The sequence below is a fragment of the Azorhizobium sp. AG788 genome, assembly GCF_943371865.1.
GTDB lineage: Bacteria > Pseudomonadota > Alphaproteobacteria > Rhizobiales > Xanthobacteraceae > Azorhizobium.
This window is the reverse complement of sequence record NZ_CALRWL010000003.1, coordinates 181,544-198,269: the sequence shown is the minus strand read 5'-3', so window position 1 is coordinate 198,269 and position 16,726 is coordinate 181,544. Positions and strand designations below refer to the sequence as shown.

Here is a 16,726-nt window from a genome sequence, read left to right as displayed (position 1 = left end):
CAGGTCGCGCCGGTCTGAAGTTCAGCCTTTGACCTTGGCGATCTCGGCCTGGAGTTCGGGAACGATGGCGAACAAATCACCCACGAGGCCGTAATCGGCCACCTGGAAGATCGGCGCTTCCTCGTCCTTGTTGATGGCCACGATGACCTTGGAGTCCTTCATGCCCGCCAGATGCTGGATGGCGCCGGAAATGCCGATGGCCACATAAAGCTCGGGCGCCACCACCTTGCCGGTCTGGCCCACCTGCCAGTCGTTGGGAGCATAGCCCGCATCCACCGCGGCGCGCGAGGCCCCAACGGCGGCGCCGAGCACATCGGCCAGGGGCTCGATCACTTCGGCGAACTTCTCCTTGGAGCCGATCGCCCGGCCGCCGGAGACGATGATCCGCGCCGCGGTCAGTTCCGGCCGGTCGGAGACCGCCAGGCTCTCGTCCACGAAGGACGACAGGCCGGGATCCGTCTGCACACCGACGCTTTCCACCGCCGCAGATCCGCCGGTGCCGATGGCCTGGAACGAGGCGGTGCGCACGGTGATGATCTTCTTGGCGTCCGTGCTCTGCACGGTCTGCACCGCATTGCCCGCATAGATCGGCCGCTCGAACGTGTCGGGCGAGACCACCTTGATGATGTCGGACACCTGCATCACGTCCAGCAGCGCGGCGACGCGCGGCAGCACGTTCTTGCTCATGCTGGTGGAGGGGGCGACGATGGCGTCATAGCTGCCGGCCAGCGAGACCAGCAGGGTGGCCAGAGGCTCGGCCAGACGATGGGCATAGAGCGCATCGTCCGCCAGCAGCACCTTCTCCACCCCGTCGAGGGTCGCGGCGGCGTCCGCGACACCCTTGGCGTCCTGGCCGGCGACGAGGATGTGCACCGGGCCGCCGAGGGCGACGGCGGCGGTCAGGGCCTTGGCGGTGACGCCGTTCAGCGCCTTGTTGTCGTGTTCAGCGAGAAGCAACGTTGCCATCAGATCACTCCCGCCTCGTCCTTGAGCTTCGATACCAGTTCCGCCACCGACGCCACCTTCGCCCCGGCCTTGCGGCCCGCGGGCTCCGCCGTGGTCAGCACCTTCAGGCGCGGGGCTACGTCCACGCCGTAAGCTTCCGGCGTCTTCTCGTCGATGGGCTTCTTCTTCGCCTTCATGATGTTCGGCAGCGACGCATAGCGCGGCTCATTGAGGCGCAGGTCGGTGGTGACGATGGCCGGCAGGGCCAGGCGCACGGTCTGCGCGCCGCCGTCGATCTCGCGGGTCACCAGGACGGCATCGCCGTCGATCACCACCTTGGAGGCAAACGTGCCCTGACCCCAGCCCAGCAGCGCGGCCAGCATCTGGCCGGTCTGGTTGGCGTCGTCGTCAATGGCCTGCTTGCCGAGAATCACCAGCCGGGGGGCTTCCTCGGCGATCACCGCCTTGAGGATCTTGGCCACCGCCAGCGGCTCCACCAGCGCATCGGTCTTCACCAGGATGCCGCGGTCCGCGCCCATGGCCAGCGCCGTACGAATGGTCTCGGAGGCCTGAGCCGGTCCGATGGACACGGCCACCACTTCCGTTGCGATGCCCGCTTCCTTGAGGCGCAGCGCCTCTTCGACGGCGATCTCATCAAACGGATTCATGGACATCTTGACGTGGGAGAGTTCAACCCCGGATCCGTCAGATTTCACCCGCACTTTGACGTTGTAATCAACCACGCGCTTGACGGGTACCAGGATCTTCATCGAGGCGTGCTCCCCCTGAACAAAAGATGTGATGCCGCGCTGCAATTTTGCCTGAGTCGGCGTGCTCTGTGCGGCGAGGTGGCCTTGGGGGCGGCACCCTAGGAGTGGCCCGAAACCCTGTCAACGTCGAACGGGCGGGGTTTTCGCGGCCCTTCCGGTGAAGCATACCAGTCTGGTAACCAACTTGAGTGATAGTGGCCTCAGTAGGCGTTTTGAGTCCGCGCAGGCCGGTGATTGTTCTGAAGGATGTGGACGAAATGAAGCATGTGGACAGTCCCTCAAGTCGGCTGCCGCTTCGGATCGCCTTCATCGGCCCATGGAACTATTCTAATGGCCAAGGTGTGGGAGCCCGCGGATACCTCTCCGCACTCTGGCATACCCACCATGCCCTGAGCATTCATCCGATCCATCCGCCGTTTCACGTCCATGCCCGCCTGACGCCGTCCTGCGACGTCGGGGCCTTCACCGGGCCGGCGGACGTGGCCATCGTCGATCTCAATCCGGACGGATGGGAGATGTTCCTCTCCGATGCCCAGCGCCGGATCGTGGACGAGGCACGCGCCCGCATCGGCCTGTTTGTCTGGGAAATGGACGAAGTGCCGGAGAGCTGGATGCCGGTTGTGAACCGGGTTGATGCCATCTGGACCCCCAGTCGCTTCTGCGCCGATGTGCTGGCGCGCCGCACGGACCGCCGGGTGGAAGTGATTCCCCACGTGGTCCCGGTGCCGCCGGAGCCTTTGGACGGCCCTTCCCCCGCGCTGGCGACGGAAGGACGGCGCAGCATTTTGTATGCGTTCGATGGGGCCAGCTATCTGGCCCGCAAGCGGCCCATGGCCCTGGTCGAGGCCTTTGCCCTGTCGGGCCTGGGCGCGCGCGGCTGGCAGCTGGTGCTGAAAACCAAGAATCTGGCCGATTCGCCCGAGCCGGCGGCCGCGCTGATCGCTGCCGTGGCGGGGGACCCCAGCGTGACCCTCATCACCAAGCCCCTCCCCGGGGAGCAGATGGCCAAGCTGCTGGATCGCGCCGACATCTATGCCTCGCCCCACTGCTCGGAAGGGTTCGGACTGACCATCGCCGAGGCCATGGCCCGCGGCAAAGTGGTGGTCGCCACCGACTATGGCGGCAGCCGGGACTTTCTCGACGACAGTTGCGGCTTTCCGGTGTCCGGCCCCCTGGTGCAATTGGAGCAGGATCACGGCCCCTACAGCCGCGGCCGCGTGTGGTGCGAGGTGAGCATTCCCGACTTGTCCCATGCGCTGCTGCGCGCCGCCGCGCTCGTGGATGCCGGCGACCGCACCTTGGGCAGCCGGGCGCGGGCGCGGGTGGCCGAGCGGCTCTCGCCCTGGGCGGTGGCCGACCAGATGGATGCCAGCCTGTCACGGGTGGCCCGCGCGGGCCTGCGGGTCTAGTGGCGACGCGCGATCCACAGCCATGAGCCTTGTTACCCTGACCCTTCCGGCGACGCCGAGCCGTGTCGCCAGAGCGCTGTTGGCCGCCAAGGAGCCGGGCGGATGGATCGCGTTGGTGAAGCCGTTCACGGTGCTGCGCCAAAGGGTGCGTCGCACGGTGGCGGCGGCGGCGCGCGCGCGCCCGGATATCGATCTGTTCTTCGGCCAGGACGGCCTCTGGCTCGGCGGGCCGCGGATTCCCAAGCCCGCTGCCGGAATGATCCTGCTGGCCGCGCTGGACATTGTCGGCCTGCCCCTGCTGATCCGCGCGTCGGCTCTCGCGGCGCTGGGTGGCGTGCGACCGGCCACCGGCCTGGCGGGGGGCTATGACCTCGCCCTGCGGGCGGTGGCCAACGGGCTGGTGGTGGAACATCTGTCGCTACATCTGGCACATATCATGCCGCCCCGTGCCCTCAGCGGCCCCGCGCGCCTCGACGTTCTCAACGGGTGGAATGCGGACGCGGGGCACCCCTGGCGGATCAGTGCGGGTCTTGCGCCCGCGACATTTCAGCTCCGCCGGGCCTTTGCCGCCCCGCCCCGGGTCACGATCCTGGTGCGGCCCGGTCCTGGGACCGAGCCCACGGCACAGCGCCTGGGGCCGGTTCTCGACGCTCTTGCCCGTGGCCCCTGGCCGCTCGACCGCCTGGAGGTGATTGCCGATCCGCGCCTGGACACCGGCGGGGCGGACGCCGGCACGCAGCCGGTGTCCTGGCGCCGCGCCTCGGTTCATGTGAGCGCGGGCGAGGCTGATCACCGCAACGCCCTCTGGCGTGCGGCGCCGTCGGAACTGGTGGTGTTTACCGAAGCCGGCCTGACGCCGGAGACACCGGACTGGATTGACGCCCTGGTGGGCCTCGCCGCCGACCGCAACGTCGGCATGGTCAGCGGCCGTGTCCTGGACGGGCAGCAGGACGCACCCGAGGCGGCGGCGGCCCTGTTCGGCTTCGACCCGGCGACCTGGCCCGACCGCGGGTTTGTCCATCGCGAATTCGCGGTGCCGACCTCCCCGCTCATCGCCGCCCGCAAAAGTGCGCTGGAAGCCGTCAATGGCTTCAGCCCCAACCTGCCCAGCGCCTATCAGGCGGCCCAGATGGCGTTGCGCATGCGACTGCTGGGGCAGAGCATCGTCACGACACCGTTCGCTGTGGCCCGTCGCGCTCCCTGCGCCGCGCCGGTGCCGGACCCGATGGCGGAGGCGGCGTTCAAGGCCCAGTGGGGCACCGTCATCACCGACGACCGGCTCCACTTTCCCGACGCGCCGCTGCGCGCGCCGCGCTGAACCGGGCGGCGCGTGCCGCCACGGCGCGCGCTTGGCCTCACTTCTCGCGCATGGACTTGGACACCGCATCCACCAGCGGCCGGGTCAGGTAGCTCAGCACGCTGCGCTCGCCGGTGCTGAACACCACCTCCGCCGGCATGCCGGGCCGCAGCCGCGCCTTCATCTCGTCGGGGATGTCGGTCTTGGACACCGCCACCACCGCCTGGAAATAGGGCTGGTGGGTGGTCTCATCAATCAGCCGGTCCGGCGAGACGCTGCGCAGATCCCCCAGAATCAGCGGCGTGGTGCGCGAATGGAAGGCCGGAAAGCGCACCTCAACGCCGGTGACGCCGCCATGCAGCCGGTCGATGTCCGTGGTGGGCACCTGGGCATCGACGATCAGCTCCTCATTCTGCGGCACGATCTCCAGCAGCGTGTCGCCCGGCCGCACCACCGCGCCCAGGGTATAGATCTTCGGGTTGATGTTCTGCACCACGCCGTCGCGCGGCGCCCGGATGTCCACCCGCTTCAGGATGTTTTCGGAGACGTTGAACTTCTCCTTGATGTCGGAGATTTTCTGCCGGGTCTCCACCATCTGGGCGGCCACGTCCTCCTGCTGCTTTTGCAGTAGCTGCTGGATCTGCAGGGTCATCTCGCCGATGGTGTTCTGCGCTTTCGCGGTGTCGGCGGTGTTGCGGCCGACCATGCCCTGGAGCCGAGCCTTCTCCCGCTGCAACTCCGCCAATCGCGGCTTGGACACCAGGCCCTTGTCGCTGAGCGCGCGAATGCCGGCGAGTTCGTCATCGATAAAATACAGCTGGCTGTCGAGGGCTTCGCGCTCTCGCCGCAGGCCGTCCACCTCGGTGGCACCCTGGCGGGCGCGGCTATTGAGAATGTCGACCTGACCGTTCAGCGAGGCCTTGCGGTCGCGGAACTGCGCCCGCTGGTCGGCCAGTGCCGCCTTCACGATGGGCTCGTAGGCGCGGGCCAGCAGCGGGGCCGGGAAGGTGATTTCATTGGCCTGGGCACGCTCGGCCTCCAGCCGCGCCTCAGCGGCGGTGAGCGAATCCAATTGGCCGCGCAGGGCGTCATAGCTGGAGCGCGAACTGGTGGGATCAAGGCGGAACAACAGCTCGCCCGCCTTCACGCTCTGGCCGTCCTTGACGTCGATCTGGGCGATGATGCCGCCTTCCAGATGCTGCACCACCTGGCGCTTGCTCTCCACCGACACGACGCCCGGCGCGACCACCGCGCTGTCGATATGGGCCAGCGCCGCCCAGGCGCCGCCGACGCCGAAGGTCAGGAAGATGATGCCGTAGCCCATGGCCGCGACCTTGCGGAAGTCGCTGCTGGCCACCGGCGGCTTGGCTTCGAAGTCGGTCCGCGGCGGCCGCGGGGCGGGCGCCGGAGCCATGGCCGCCGGCGTGAGGGCGGGCGGCACAGGGGATGCCGGCTGCGCCGCCGGGGGGGCTGCTGCGGGGGCCGTTGCGCTGGCGCCGATGATGTCCACGGTCTCTGACATGGCTTCCTCCTCAGGCCCCGGCCGCGGCGGCGGCATCGGGGCGGGCCGGCGCCGCACCCGGCTGCACCAGGCGCGGGCCGAGCAGCTTGGCGATGACTTCGTCGCGCGGCCCGAAGCCGTGCACGGTGCCCTCGTTCAACAGCAGCACCTGGTCGCACAGGCTGAGATTGTTGGTCTTGTGGGTGATGAGAATGACGGTGCGCCCGGCCTGCTTGAGCGCCTGCACGGCGACCATCAGGGCCTGCTCGCCGGCGGCGTCCAGGCTGGCATTGGGCTCGTCCAGCACGATCAGCGCCGGCAGGCCGTAGAGGGCGCGCGCCAGCGCCACCCGCTGGCGCTGGCCGCCGGAGAGGGAGGCGCCGCCATCGCCGATTTCCGTATTATAGCCATTGGGCAGGCGCTGGATCATGTCATGGGTGCCGGCCATCTGTGCCGCCTGCACGATCTTGGTCTCGTCGCGCTCGCCGAAACGGGCGATATTGTCGGCGATGGTGCCGGCGAACAGTTCCACGTCCTGCGGCAGGTAGCCCAGGTGCGAGCCCAATTGCTCCGGATCCCAATGGCGCAGGTCCGAGCCATCCAGGCGAACGGAGCCGGCGGTGGCCTGCCAGACCCCGACCATCACCCGCGCCAGGCTCGACTTGCCGGCCGCACTGGGGCCGATGACGCCCAGCACCGTGCCCTCCTTCACCGCAAACGACACCCCGCGCAGCACCGGAAATTCGGTGCCCGGCGCATGGGCGATGAGGTTCTCCACCTGCACGATGCCCCGCGGCGCCGGCAGGCGCATGCGCTCGGCGGCGGGAGGCACGGCGCGCATCAGATCCTGCACCCGGTTGTAGGCCGAGCGCATGTTGACGATGGCCTTCCAGTTGCCGATGGCCATCTCGATGGGCTGGATGCAGCGCCCGACGATGATGGACGCGGCGATCATCATGCCCGGCGAGATCTCGCGATTGATGGCCAGATATGCCCCCAGCCCCAGGATCAGGCTCTGCATGAACATGCGGTTGAAGCGGGTGGCGGCCATCAGCAGCCCGCCGCGATCGGACGCCGCCGCATGCCATCCCAGCGCCTCGGCATGGCTGGTGACCCAGCGCCGGCGCAGATTGGGCACCATGCCCATGGCTTGCAGCACCTCCGCATTGCGGAAGGTGGTGGTGGCCTGGTTGGCGGCGGCGATATTGGCCCTTGTGGCCTGGTCCAGCAGCCGGCGGGTGGCGCGGTCGTTGGCATAAGCCAGCGCGCCGGAGATGAGGCAGCTCAGCACCGCCAGCAGGCCATACCAGGGGCTGAGCGCGGTGGCGAAGGCGATATAGATCGGCACCCAGGGCAAATCGCACAGCGCCACCAGCCCGCCGCCGGAGAAGAACTCCCGCACGGTGTCGGCATCGCGCAGCGCCTGGACATGGCCCGGCGAGGGCTTGCGCAGCGAGGCGCGCTGAACCGCGTCGAAGGCGTGCTCGTTCAGTTCCTCGTCGAACTTGAGGCCCGAGCGCACCAGCAGGCGGGTCCGCAGCGATTCCAGGGCGGCGGAGACCGCATAGAGCAGCGCGATGAGGATGGTCAGCACAACCAGAGTCGAGATGTTCCGGCTGCTCAGCACGCGGTCATAGACCTGCATCATGTAGAGCGGCCCGGTGAGACCGAGGATGTTGATGAACAGGCTGAAGACCACCGCCGTCACGAGCGCGGGGCGCGCCGCGCGCACCGCCGCGGTCAGGGCGGTATCGGTCTTCGGCGCAGGCCAACGCTGCCGCAAGTTCGCAAACGACATAATTCCCCCACCCCATCGCGCTGCGGACAGCCCCAACCCGTAACATGAAACCATAGTCTTGGCCGCCACGCCTTTGATGACAACGTTTGGCGGCCTTGGCGCTATCGAAGCCTAATATGGTTCGATTGTGGCGTCTGCCGCCGCGGCTCTTTCGTTCGGGCGGAAAACTCTTCTAAATGGACATCCAGGGGAGTGGTAACCGCGCCCGGCCATGGACACGAGGAGAGAGCATGTCGAGCGCGGTATGGGCGGTGATGGCGGACAATGAGGGCAATGAGCGCGACAAGGACCAGCCGCTGCGGGATGATATCCGGCATCTGGGCCGCATCCTGGGCGACACCGTCCGCGAGCAGGAAGGACCGGAGATCTATGAGCTGGTGGAGAAGATCCGCCAGACCTCGATCCGCTTCCATCGCGACGCCGACGAGGCCGCGCGCCAGGAGCTGAGCACCCTGCTGGACGGCATGCCGCCTCTGGTGGCGGTGCAGATCATCCGCGCCTTCAGCTATTTTTCCCATCTGGCCAACATCGCCGAGGACCAGCACCACAGCCGCCGCAACCGCGCCCACGCCATCGCCGGATCGCCGCCGCGCCCCGGCACATTGGCCAATGCGCTGGAGCGGGCGGAAAAGGCCGGCGTGGACGCCGCCGGACTGCGGGACTTCTTCGCGGACGCCCTGGTGAGCCCGGTGCTCACCGCCCATCCCACCGAAGTGCGGCGCAAGAGCACGCTCAACCGCGAGATGGAGATCGCCGAGCTGCTGAAGCTCAAGGAACTGGTGCAGGCCACGCCCGAGGAAGCCAGGGTCCAGGACGAAAGCCTGCGCCGGGCGATCCTGGCGCTATGGCAGACCGCCTTGCTGCGGCGGGTGAAGCTGACCGTGCTGGACGAGGTGGCCAACGGCCTGTCCTATTACGACTACACCTTCCTCGCCGAAGTGCCGCGCCTGCTCTGCACCATCGAGGATCATCTGGAAGGGCTGGAGGGCGAAGCCGTCGACGCCGGCAACGCCGACACCGAGGTGCCCGCCTTCCTGCGCATCGGCAGCTGGATCGGCGGCGACCGCGACGGCAATCCCTTCGTCACCGCCGACGTGCTGCGCGAGACCGTCCGCCAGCACCGCGACCGGGCCATGGCCTTCCATGAGGAGCAGGTCCGCATCCTGCTGAACGAACTGTCCCTGGCCAGCCGCCTGGTGCGGACCTCGCCCGAGCTTGACGCCCTGGCCGCCCGCTCCGGCGACCGGGCACGGGAGCATCGGGACGAGCCCTATCGGCTGGCGCTGGCCGGCATCCTCAACCGGCTGCGGGCGACCATCGCGGTCCAGCGGGCCGAAGACGGCACCGCTCCCGCCGCCGAACCCGGCGGCGCCCTGCCCTATCCCGACGCCGCCGCCTTCCGCGCCGACCTTGATATTCTCCACCACTCCTTGATGGCGAACGGCTCGAAGGCCCTGGCGCGGGGGCGCCTGCGCGCCATGCGGCGGGCGGTAGATTGCTTCGGCTTCCATCTGGCGAGCCTCGACCTGCGGCAGAATTCCGACGTGCATGAGCGCACCGTCGCCGATCTGCTGGAGCAGGCCAGCCCCGGCACCGCCTATCGCGACCGCGACGAAGCCGCCCGCATCGCCTTGCTGCGCGCGGAACTGGTCAATCCCCGTCCGCTGGCCTCCTCGTTCCTGGCCTATACGGAGGAGACCCGCTCGGAACTGGCCATCCTGCGCACGGCGGCGCAGGCCCATGCCAGCCTGGGCGAGGCGGTGATTCCCAACTGCATCATCTCCAAGGCCGAGGGCGTCTCGGACATGCTGGAGCTGGCGCTGCTGCTGAAGGAGGTGGGCCTGGTCAGCGCCCACGGCACCAGCGCGCTGCACGTCATCCCGCTGTTCGAGACCATCGCCGATTTGCAGAATTGCGCCGGCGTCATGGACCAGTTGCTCGGCCTGCCGGAGTACCGCGCCTTGGTGGACAGCCGCGGCGGCGTGCAGGAAGTGATGCTGGGCTATTCCGACAGCAACAAGGACGGCGGCTTCGTCTCGTCCGGCTGGGAGCTCTACAAGGCCGAGATCGGCCTGATCGAGGTGTTCGCCCGGCACAAGGTCAAACTGCGCCTGTTCCATGGCCGCGGCGGCTCGGTGGGCCGCGGCGGCGGACCGAGCTATGACGCCATCCTGGCCCAGCCGGCGGGCGCGGTGAACGGGCAGATCCGCGTCACCGAGCAGGGCGAGATCATCTCGTCCAAATATTCCAGCCCCGAAGCGGGGCGGCGCAATCTGGAGATCCTGGTCTCCGCCACCCTGGAATCCACCTTGCTGGATGCCGGCGAGCCCGGCCCGCGGCTGGAATTCCTCGCCGCCATGGAAGACCTCTCCAAGGCGGCCTATGACGCCTATCGCTCGCTGGTCTACGACACCCCCGGCTTCGAGGACTATTTCTGGTCGTCCACGGTGATCAACGAGATCGCCACCCTGAACATCGGCTCACGGCCGGCCTCGCGGAACAAGACGCGGGCCATCGAATCGCTGCGGGCCATCCCCTGGGTGTTCTCCTGGGCGCAGTGCCGGCTGATGCTGCCGGCCTGGTATGGCTTCGGCACCGCGGTGGCGGCCTTCGTGGAAGCCCATCCCACCAACGGCATCGCCTTTCTTCAGGCCATGTATCGGGACTGGCCGTTTTTTCGCACGCTGTTGTCCAACATGGACATGGTGCTCTCCAAGAGCAGCCTGGCGGTAGCCTCGCGCTATGCGGAGCTGGTGCCGGACGAGGAATTGCGCAACCGCATCTTCAGCCGCATCAGCGCGGAATACCAGCGCTCCATCACCAGCCTTTTGGCGATCATGGGCCAGAAAACCTTGCTGGAGGCCAATCCGCTGCTGGATCGCTCGATCCGCAACCGCTTTCCCTATCTGGATCCGCTGAACCATGTGCAGGTGGAATTGCTGAAACTGCACCGGCGCGACGAGGGCGACGACCAGGTGCTGCACGGCATCCAATTGACCATCAACGGCATCTCCGCCGGGTTGCGAAACAGCGGCTGATGAGCCGGCGCGGCATCGCGCGCACCTGGGGGCGAGCGGCAAACCTTGCCACTCCCCCCTTGATCCCTTAAGAGGCACCTCAGGAGGCCCCGGAACCAAAGCCGGGGCTTTGCTTTGTTCGCGTGGCCCCTCCCGGGCCCGTACGGTGGAGGATCCCACCCTTGGCCAACGTGGTCGTGGTCGGCTCTCAATGGGGCGACGAAGGTAAAGGCAAAATCGTCGACTGGCTCTCCGAGCAGGCCGACGTCGTTGTTCGCTTCCAGGGCGGGCACAATGCCGGCCATACACTGGTCGTGAACGGCATCACTTACAAACTCTCCCTGCTGCCGTCCGGCGTGGTGCGCCCCGGCAAGCTGTCGGTGATCGGCAATGGCGTGGTCCTCGACCCCCAGGCCCTGGTGGACGAGCTTGCTCGCCTCGCCAGCCAGGGGGTGCATGTGGGGCCGGACCGGCTGCGCATCGCGGAGACCACCCCGCTCATCCTGCCTCTGCACCGCGAGCTGGATGCGCTGCGCGAGAATGCTGCCAGCGCGGGTACCCGCATCGGCACCACCAAGCGCGGCATCGGCCCGGCCTATGAGGACAAGGTGGGGCGCAGAGCCATCCGCCTGGTGGATCTCGTGGACGCCGACGCCCTGCCCGCCAAGGTGGAGCGCCTTCTCACCCATCACAATCTGCTTCGCCGCGGCCTTGGGCTGGAAGAAGTGAATGGCGATGCGCTGGTGGCGGAACTCCTGGCCATCGCCCCCAAGGTCCTGCCCTTCATGGACCGGGTGTGGGAGCTGCTGGACAAGGCCCGCCGCGAGGGCAAGAAGATCCTGTTCGAAGGCGCCCAGGGCGCGCTCCTGGACATCGACCACGGCACCTATCCCTATGTGACCTCGTCCAACACGGTGGCCTCCTCGGCCGCCAGCGGTTCGGGCGTCGGCCCCGGTGCGCTGGACTACGTGCTGGGCATCACCAAGGCCTACACCACCCGCGTCGGCGAGGGTCCGTTCCCCACCGAATTGCTGGATGACGACGGCAAGCTGTTGGGCTCGCGTGGCCGCGAGTTCGGCGTGGTCACCGGGCGTCCGCGGCGCTGCGGCTGGTTCGATGCGGTTCTGGTGCGCCAGACCGTGCGCACCTGCGGCATCCACGGCATCGCCTTGACCAAGCTCGACGTGCTGGACGGCTTCAAGGAGCTGAAGGTCTGCGTCGGCTACATGGTGGATGGCGAGAAGATCGACTATCTGCCGGCCGAAAGCGGCGCCCAGGCGCGGGCCGAGCCGATCTACGAGACCATTCCCGGTTGGCAGGAATCCACCCAGGGTGCGCGCTCGTGGGCGGATCTGCCGGCGGAAGCGGTCAAATACGTGCGCTGGATCGAGGAATTGATCGGCTGCCCGGTGGCCGTTCTGTCCACCAGCCCGGAACGCGACGACACCATCCTGGTTCAAAATCCGTTCCAGGCTTAACCGAAGTTTTCCTTTTTTCCGTAAAGTGCCCGCTCGATGGCTGATTACTACCCTCTCCTGGTCCGCGCGATCTCCGGCCTTGCCCAAAACACGGGCGAGACCCGGAAGATCGTGTTCGACCGGGCGCGGGCCGCCCTCCTGAAGCAATTGCGGAGCGTCGATCCGCCATTGCCCGAGGGCGAGATCGGCCGCGAGCGGCTCGGCCTCGAAGAGGCCATTCGGCGGGTGGAAGCCGATTATGCGGGCGAAACCCCGCCAGCTCCGGCCCCCGAACCGGCACCGCGCCCCCCCCGTCCGGAACCCCGGCGGGAAGCCGCGCCGCACGCGCCCCTGACGCCCCGCCGCGAGCATATCGGCGACGACGTGACCGAGGCGCGCATGCCGGACGGTCGGCTGTCGTTCTCCCGCGCGGCTCCCGCGCCGCAGCCGGTCCCCGATCTGACCGAGGCCGCGGACACCACTCCCGATCCCGAGCCCGCCAGCGAGGAGGCCGACACCGATACGGTGCGCCGCCCGCGCATTGGTGCCTCAAAGGTCCGCAGCCGCAGCGACGCCCGCAGCGCCGCGGACGAAGACGCCGGATCCCCCTGGAAGCGCATCGCTGTCTTCCTGCTGCTGGCTGTGCTGATTTTCGGCGGCATCGCGCTCGCCGTGGTGAAGCGCGACGCCATCGCCGCCCTGTTCGGCTCCAGCGCGCCGCAGACCGCCGCCACCGCGCCGACGATCCCGGTGCCCGCAGCGCCCGAGCAAGCCAAGAGCAGCGACCGCGTCGCCCAGGCCGCCGGCGATCCCAGCCGCCGCCCGGCGCCGGCGCCCACCTCGCCGCGCAATCCCAATGCCGCCACCACCCAGCGCGCCTTCCTCTATGAGGAAAGCCAGGGCAACACCCAGGCGTTGCAGCAGTTCGAAGGCACGGTCACCTGGAAGACCGAGACCGTGAACGGCGGCCCCGGCCAGCCGCCGGATATCGGCATCCGCGCGGACATCCAGATTCCCGAGCGCAAGATCGGCGTGAGCTTCACCTTGCGGCGCAATCTCGACCAGACGCTGCCGGCCTCGCACACCATCGAGATCTCGTTCAACCTGCCGGCGGACTTCCCCTATGGCGGCATCAGCAATGTCCCGGGCGTGCGGGTGAAGCAGACCGAGCAGGCCCAGGGCGCGCCGCTGGCCGGCCTGTCCGTGCGCGTCAGCCCGACCTATTTCCTGGTGGGCCTGTCGGCGGTGCCGGTGGATCGGCAGCGCAATCTGCAGCTGCTCCAGACCCGGCCGTGGATCGATATCCCCATCGTCTACACCAACAACAAGCGGGCGATCCTGGCGTTCGAGAAGGGCCCCGTGGGCGAGCAGGCGTTCCAGGATGCGTTCTCGGCCTGGGGTGAGCTGTATCAGCCGCCCGCGCCGTCGCCCATGCCGGCCCAATAACGGCGGCTGAGCCTCGTTTTACTCAGGGCGCGCGGCGCCCTGAGGTGGCGCTCCGCGCCACCGGCTTCAAACCCGCGCTCGGGCGCATCATGCCCGTCATCCCTGCCCGGCTTGTCATCTGACCCGGCCCGCGCGGGCCGGTCTCAGTCCGCTTCGTTCCCTTCCGCCCACAAGGCCTTCAGCCGGTAGAGCGCCTCCAGCGCCGCGCGGGGCGTGAGCGCGTCGGGATCGATCTGCGCCAGTTCCATCAATACCGGTTCGGCCGGATGCGGCCCCGCCGCGAGCGCCTGCGGCGCCGGCCGGGCAGCAGCGGCGAACAGGGGCAGTTCATCCAGCAGCCGTTGCGCCGGAGACACCCGCTCGGCCGCCTCCAGTTCCGCCAGCACCGCCTTGGCCCGCGCGATCACCGCCTTGGGCAGGCCGGCGAGCTTGGCCACCTGGATGCCATAGGAGCGGTCGGCGGCGCCGGGCACCACTTCATGCAGGAACACCACGTCGCCCTGCCATTCGGTGACCTTCACGGTGGCGTTGGCGAGGCGGTTGCAGCGCTGGGTCAGTGCCGTCAGTTCGTGGAAATGGGTGGCGAACAGCGCCCGGCAGCGGTTCATCTCATGCAGATGTTCCAGGCTCGCCCAGGCGATGGACATGCCATCGAAGGTGGAGGTGCCCCGCCCAATCTCATCGAGAATCACCAGCGAGCGCCGGGTGGCCTGGTTCAGGATCGCCGCCGTCTCCACCATCTCCACCATGAAGGTGGAGCGTCCGCGCGCCAGATCATCCGCCGCGCCGACGCGGGAGAACAGCCGGTCCACCACCCCCACCCGGGCGCTGCGCGCCGGCACGAACGAGCCGGCCTGGGCCATTACCGCGATCAAGGCATTCTGGCGCAGGAAGGTGGACTTGCCGGCCATGTTGGGGCCGGTCACCAGCCAGATCCGGGCATCCGCCTGCCCCAAAGGCGGGGAGAGGTCGCAATCATTGGCCACGAACGGCCCGCCGCCGCGCGCCAGCGCCTGTTCCACCACCGGATGGCGGCCGCCGGAGATGGCGAAGTCCACGCCCTCGCTCATCTCCGGGCGCACATAGCGCTCGTCCACCGCGAGGCGCGCGAGGGCGGAGAGCACGTCCAGTTCCGCCAGCGCCTCGGCGGCGGCGCGGATGGGTGGGGCGGCCTCCACCACGGCGGCGGCGAGGCGATCGAAGATGGCCTGCTCCAGCCCCAGCGCGCGCTCGCCGGCACTGGCGATGCGGCTTTCCAGATCGCCCAGTTCCACCGAGGTGAAGCGCACCGCGCCCGCCATGGTCTGGCGATGGACGAAGGTGGCGGCAAACGCCGGCTCGCGCAGGCGGTCGGCATTCTGCGCCGTCACCTCGACGAAATAGCCCAGCACCGCATTGTGCCGGATCTTGAGCGACCGAACCCCGGTCTCTTCCGCATAGCGCCGCTCCAGCGCCGCTACCACGCGGCGGCTCTCATCGCGCAAAGCGCGGGTGGCGTCGAGGTCGGCATCATAGCCAGGGCGCACGAAGCCGCCGTCGCGGCGGTTGTGGGGCAGGTCGTCCGCCAAGGCGGCGGCCAGATCATCGGCGAGTGCCGCCTCCACCTGGGTCAAAGCATAGGCGCAACGGGCCAGATCCTGGGGCGGCTCGGTGTGGAAGGCGGCAGCCACGGCGAAGCCCTCCCGCAGTCCGGCGGCCATGGCGCCGAGATCGCGCGGGCTGCCGCGCCCCAAGGACAGGCGGGACAAAGAGCGGGCGAGATCCGGGGCGGCGGCAAGGCGGCGGCGCAGGATCTCCCGCAGTTCGCTCTCCTCCACCAGGAAACCCACCGCATCATGCCGGGCGCGGATGGCGGCCAGATCGGTCAGCGGTTCCGCCAGCCGGCGCGCCAGCAGCCGGGCACCGGCGGCGGTCACGGTGCGGTCCACCGCCGCCAGCAAGGAGCCGCGCCGCTCGCCGCCAGTGGTGCGCACCAGCTCCAGATTGGCGCGGGTGCCGGCGTCGATCAGCATGGCGCCGCCGTCCGCATCCCGCTGCGGCGGCGCCAGCGCCGGGCGGGCGCCCAATTGGGTGCGCTCCACATAGGCGACGATGGCGGCGGCGGCGATCAGCTCCGGCCGGGTGAAGGCGCCGAACGCCTCGGCGGTGGCCACCCCGAAGAAGCCGGCGAGGCGCTTTTCCGCATTGGGCCCGTCGAAGCTCTGCTTCGGCAACGGGGTGACCGGCACCTCCAGCTCGCGCCAATAGGCGCGCAGGTCGTCATCGTCATAGAGCGCATCGGATACCAGCACCTCGGCCGGATCGATGCGGGCGAGATCCGCGCCGATGTTGTCGAAATCGGTGGAGGCGACCCGGAACGAGCCGGTGGAGACATCGGCGAAGGCCAGCGCATAGGCATACTCGCCCTCCCCGGCCCCCCGGGTGCGGGCGACGGCGAGCAAGACGTTCTCGCGCTTGGCATCCAGCAGGGCGTCTTCGGTGAGGGTGCCCGGCGTCACCAGCCGGGTCACGTCCCGGCGCACCACGCTCTTGCCGCCGCGCTTGCGGGCCTCGGCGGGGTCTTCCAATTGCTCGCACACCGCCACCCGGAATCCCAAAGCGATGAGCTTGTGGAGATATTCCTCGGAGCGGACGATGGGCACGCCGCACATGGGAATGTCCTCGCCCAGATGCTTGCCGCGCTTGGTCAGCACGATGCCCAGCGCCTGGGAGGCGGCTTCCGCATCCTCGAAGAACAATTCGTAGAAATCGCCCATGCGGTAGAACAGCAGGCTGCCGGGATTGGCGGCCTTGATCTCCACATATTGCGCCATCATCGGCGAGACCTTGCCCGCATCGCGCTCCGGCTCCGCGGGAGCGGCGGCGGGGGCCGGTTCGGCCTCGGGCATGGGGGTGGTCTCGGCGGGCAAAGCGGTGTCGTCGGTCATGGCCGCACGCTAGCCCATCCCCTGCCACCAAGGGTACCGGGCAGGCATTGGAATTGACCGCTATTCAGAAGTTTGCCGGCCCGGCCCCGGCGCAGGGCCTCCCAAACGCAACCGGCGCGGGCCTTGGGAGCCCGCGCCGGTAAGAGATCGGAAGACCGC

At 68.6% G+C, this 16,726-nt stretch carries 10 protein-coding genes; 5 read left to right on the top strand and 5 right to left on the bottom strand.

Annotated features, from left to right (window positions below):
- Window positions 1-21: 21 nt before the first annotated feature.
- Window positions 22-966 carry an electron transfer flavoprotein subunit alpha/FixB family protein gene (locus tag AAG816_RS03725; RefSeq protein WP_341988155.1) on the bottom strand — a complete coding sequence of 315 codons (945 nt, stop codon included), beginning with the start codon at window positions 964-966 and terminating at the stop codon, window positions 22-24.
- Complete coding sequence (locus AAG816_RS03720) at window positions 966-1,715, bottom strand: electron transfer flavoprotein subunit beta/FixA family protein (RefSeq protein WP_341988154.1); 750 nt, start codon at window positions 1,713-1,715, stop codon at window positions 966-968. The genes AAG816_RS03725 and AAG816_RS03720 overlap by 1 nt, the downstream gene beginning before the upstream one ends.
- 230 nt (window positions 1,716-1,945) lie before the next feature.
- Between AAG816_RS03720 and AAG816_RS03715 the strand changes: the two genes are divergently transcribed.
- Both AAG816_RS03715 and AAG816_RS03710 read left to right on the top strand, forming a co-directional pair.
- Complete coding sequence (locus tag AAG816_RS03715; RefSeq protein WP_341988153.1) at window positions 1,946-3,124, top strand: glycosyltransferase; 1,179 nt, start codon at window positions 1,946-1,948, stop codon at window positions 3,122-3,124.
- 22 nt (window positions 3,125-3,146) lie between these two features.
- Window positions 3,147-4,442, top strand: a complete 1,296-nt coding sequence (locus AAG816_RS03710; RefSeq protein WP_341988152.1) for a hypothetical protein — start codon at window positions 3,147-3,149, stop codon at window positions 4,440-4,442.
- Window positions 4,443-4,479: 37 nt separating this feature from the next.
- Here AAG816_RS03710 and AAG816_RS03705 read toward each other — a convergent pair whose 3' ends face one another.
- A complete protein-coding gene (locus AAG816_RS03705; protein WP_341988151.1) occupies window positions 4,480-5,943 on the bottom strand; it encodes an HlyD family type I secretion periplasmic adaptor subunit in 1,464 nt (487 codons plus the stop codon).
- Window positions 5,944-5,953: 10 nt separating this feature from the next.
- Window positions 5,954-7,720, bottom strand: coding sequence for a type I secretion system permease/ATPase (locus AAG816_RS03700; RefSeq protein WP_341988149.1), 1,767 nt, complete (start codon window positions 7,718-7,720; stop codon window positions 5,954-5,956).
- Window positions 7,721-7,974: 254 nt separating this feature from the next.
- Between AAG816_RS03700 and ppc the strand changes: the two genes are divergently transcribed.
- The 3 genes from ppc (at window position 7,975) to AAG816_RS03685 (ending at window position 13,640) form a co-directional block, all read left to right on the top strand.
- A complete protein-coding gene (gene ppc, locus AAG816_RS03695; RefSeq protein ID WP_341988196.1) occupies window positions 7,975-10,758 on the top strand; it encodes a phosphoenolpyruvate carboxylase in 2,784 nt (927 codons plus the stop codon).
- Window positions 10,759-10,919: 161 nt separating this feature from the next.
- Complete coding sequence (locus tag AAG816_RS03690) at window positions 10,920-12,215, top strand: adenylosuccinate synthase (protein WP_341988148.1); 1,296 nt, start codon at window positions 10,920-10,922, stop codon at window positions 12,213-12,215.
- A 36-nt stretch (window positions 12,216-12,251) separates the two neighbouring features.
- The gene (locus AAG816_RS03685; RefSeq protein WP_341988147.1) at window positions 12,252-13,640 is read left to right on the top strand and encodes a hypothetical protein; all 1,389 of its coding nucleotides are present in this window, start codon (window positions 12,252-12,254) and stop codon (window positions 13,638-13,640) included.
- A gap of 143 nt (window positions 13,641-13,783) precedes the next feature.
- On the opposite strand, the gene mutS is transcribed toward AAG816_RS03685, so the two are convergent.
- Window positions 13,784-16,456 (bottom strand): DNA mismatch repair protein MutS, encoded by a 2,673-nt coding sequence (gene mutS, locus AAG816_RS03680; protein ID WP_341988195.1) that lies wholly within the window; start codon window positions 16,454-16,456, stop codon window positions 13,784-13,786.
- Window positions 16,457-16,726: the final 270 nt, after the last annotated feature.

Coding starts and splice junctions, on each gene's coding strand:
- AAG816_RS03720 (WP_341988154.1), bottom strand. CDS start 1,715: ATGAAGATCCTGGTACCCGTCAAGCGCGTGGTTGATTACAACGTCAAA.
- mutS (WP_341988195.1), bottom strand. CDS start 16,456: ATGATGGCGCAATATGTGGAGATCAAGGCCGCCAATCCCGGCAGCCTG.
- AAG816_RS03725 (WP_341988155.1), bottom strand. CDS start 966: ATGGCAACGTTGCTTCTCGCTGAACACGACAACAAGGCGCTGAACGGC.
- AAG816_RS03700 (WP_341988149.1), bottom strand. CDS start 7,720: ATGTCGTTTGCGAACTTGCGGCAGCGTTGGCCTGCGCCGAAGACCGAT.
- AAG816_RS03685 (WP_341988147.1), top strand. CDS start 12,252: ATGGCTGATTACTACCCTCTCCTGGTCCGCGCGATCTCCGGCCTTGCC.
- AAG816_RS03710 (WP_341988152.1), top strand. CDS start 3,147: ATGAGCCTTGTTACCCTGACCCTTCCGGCGACGCCGAGCCGTGTCGCC.
- AAG816_RS03705 (WP_341988151.1), bottom strand. CDS start 5,943: ATGTCAGAGACCGTGGACATCATCGGCGCCAGCGCAACGGCCCCCGCA.
- ppc (WP_341988196.1), top strand. CDS start 7,975: ATGGCGGACAATGAGGGCAATGAGCGCGACAAGGACCAGCCGCTGCGG.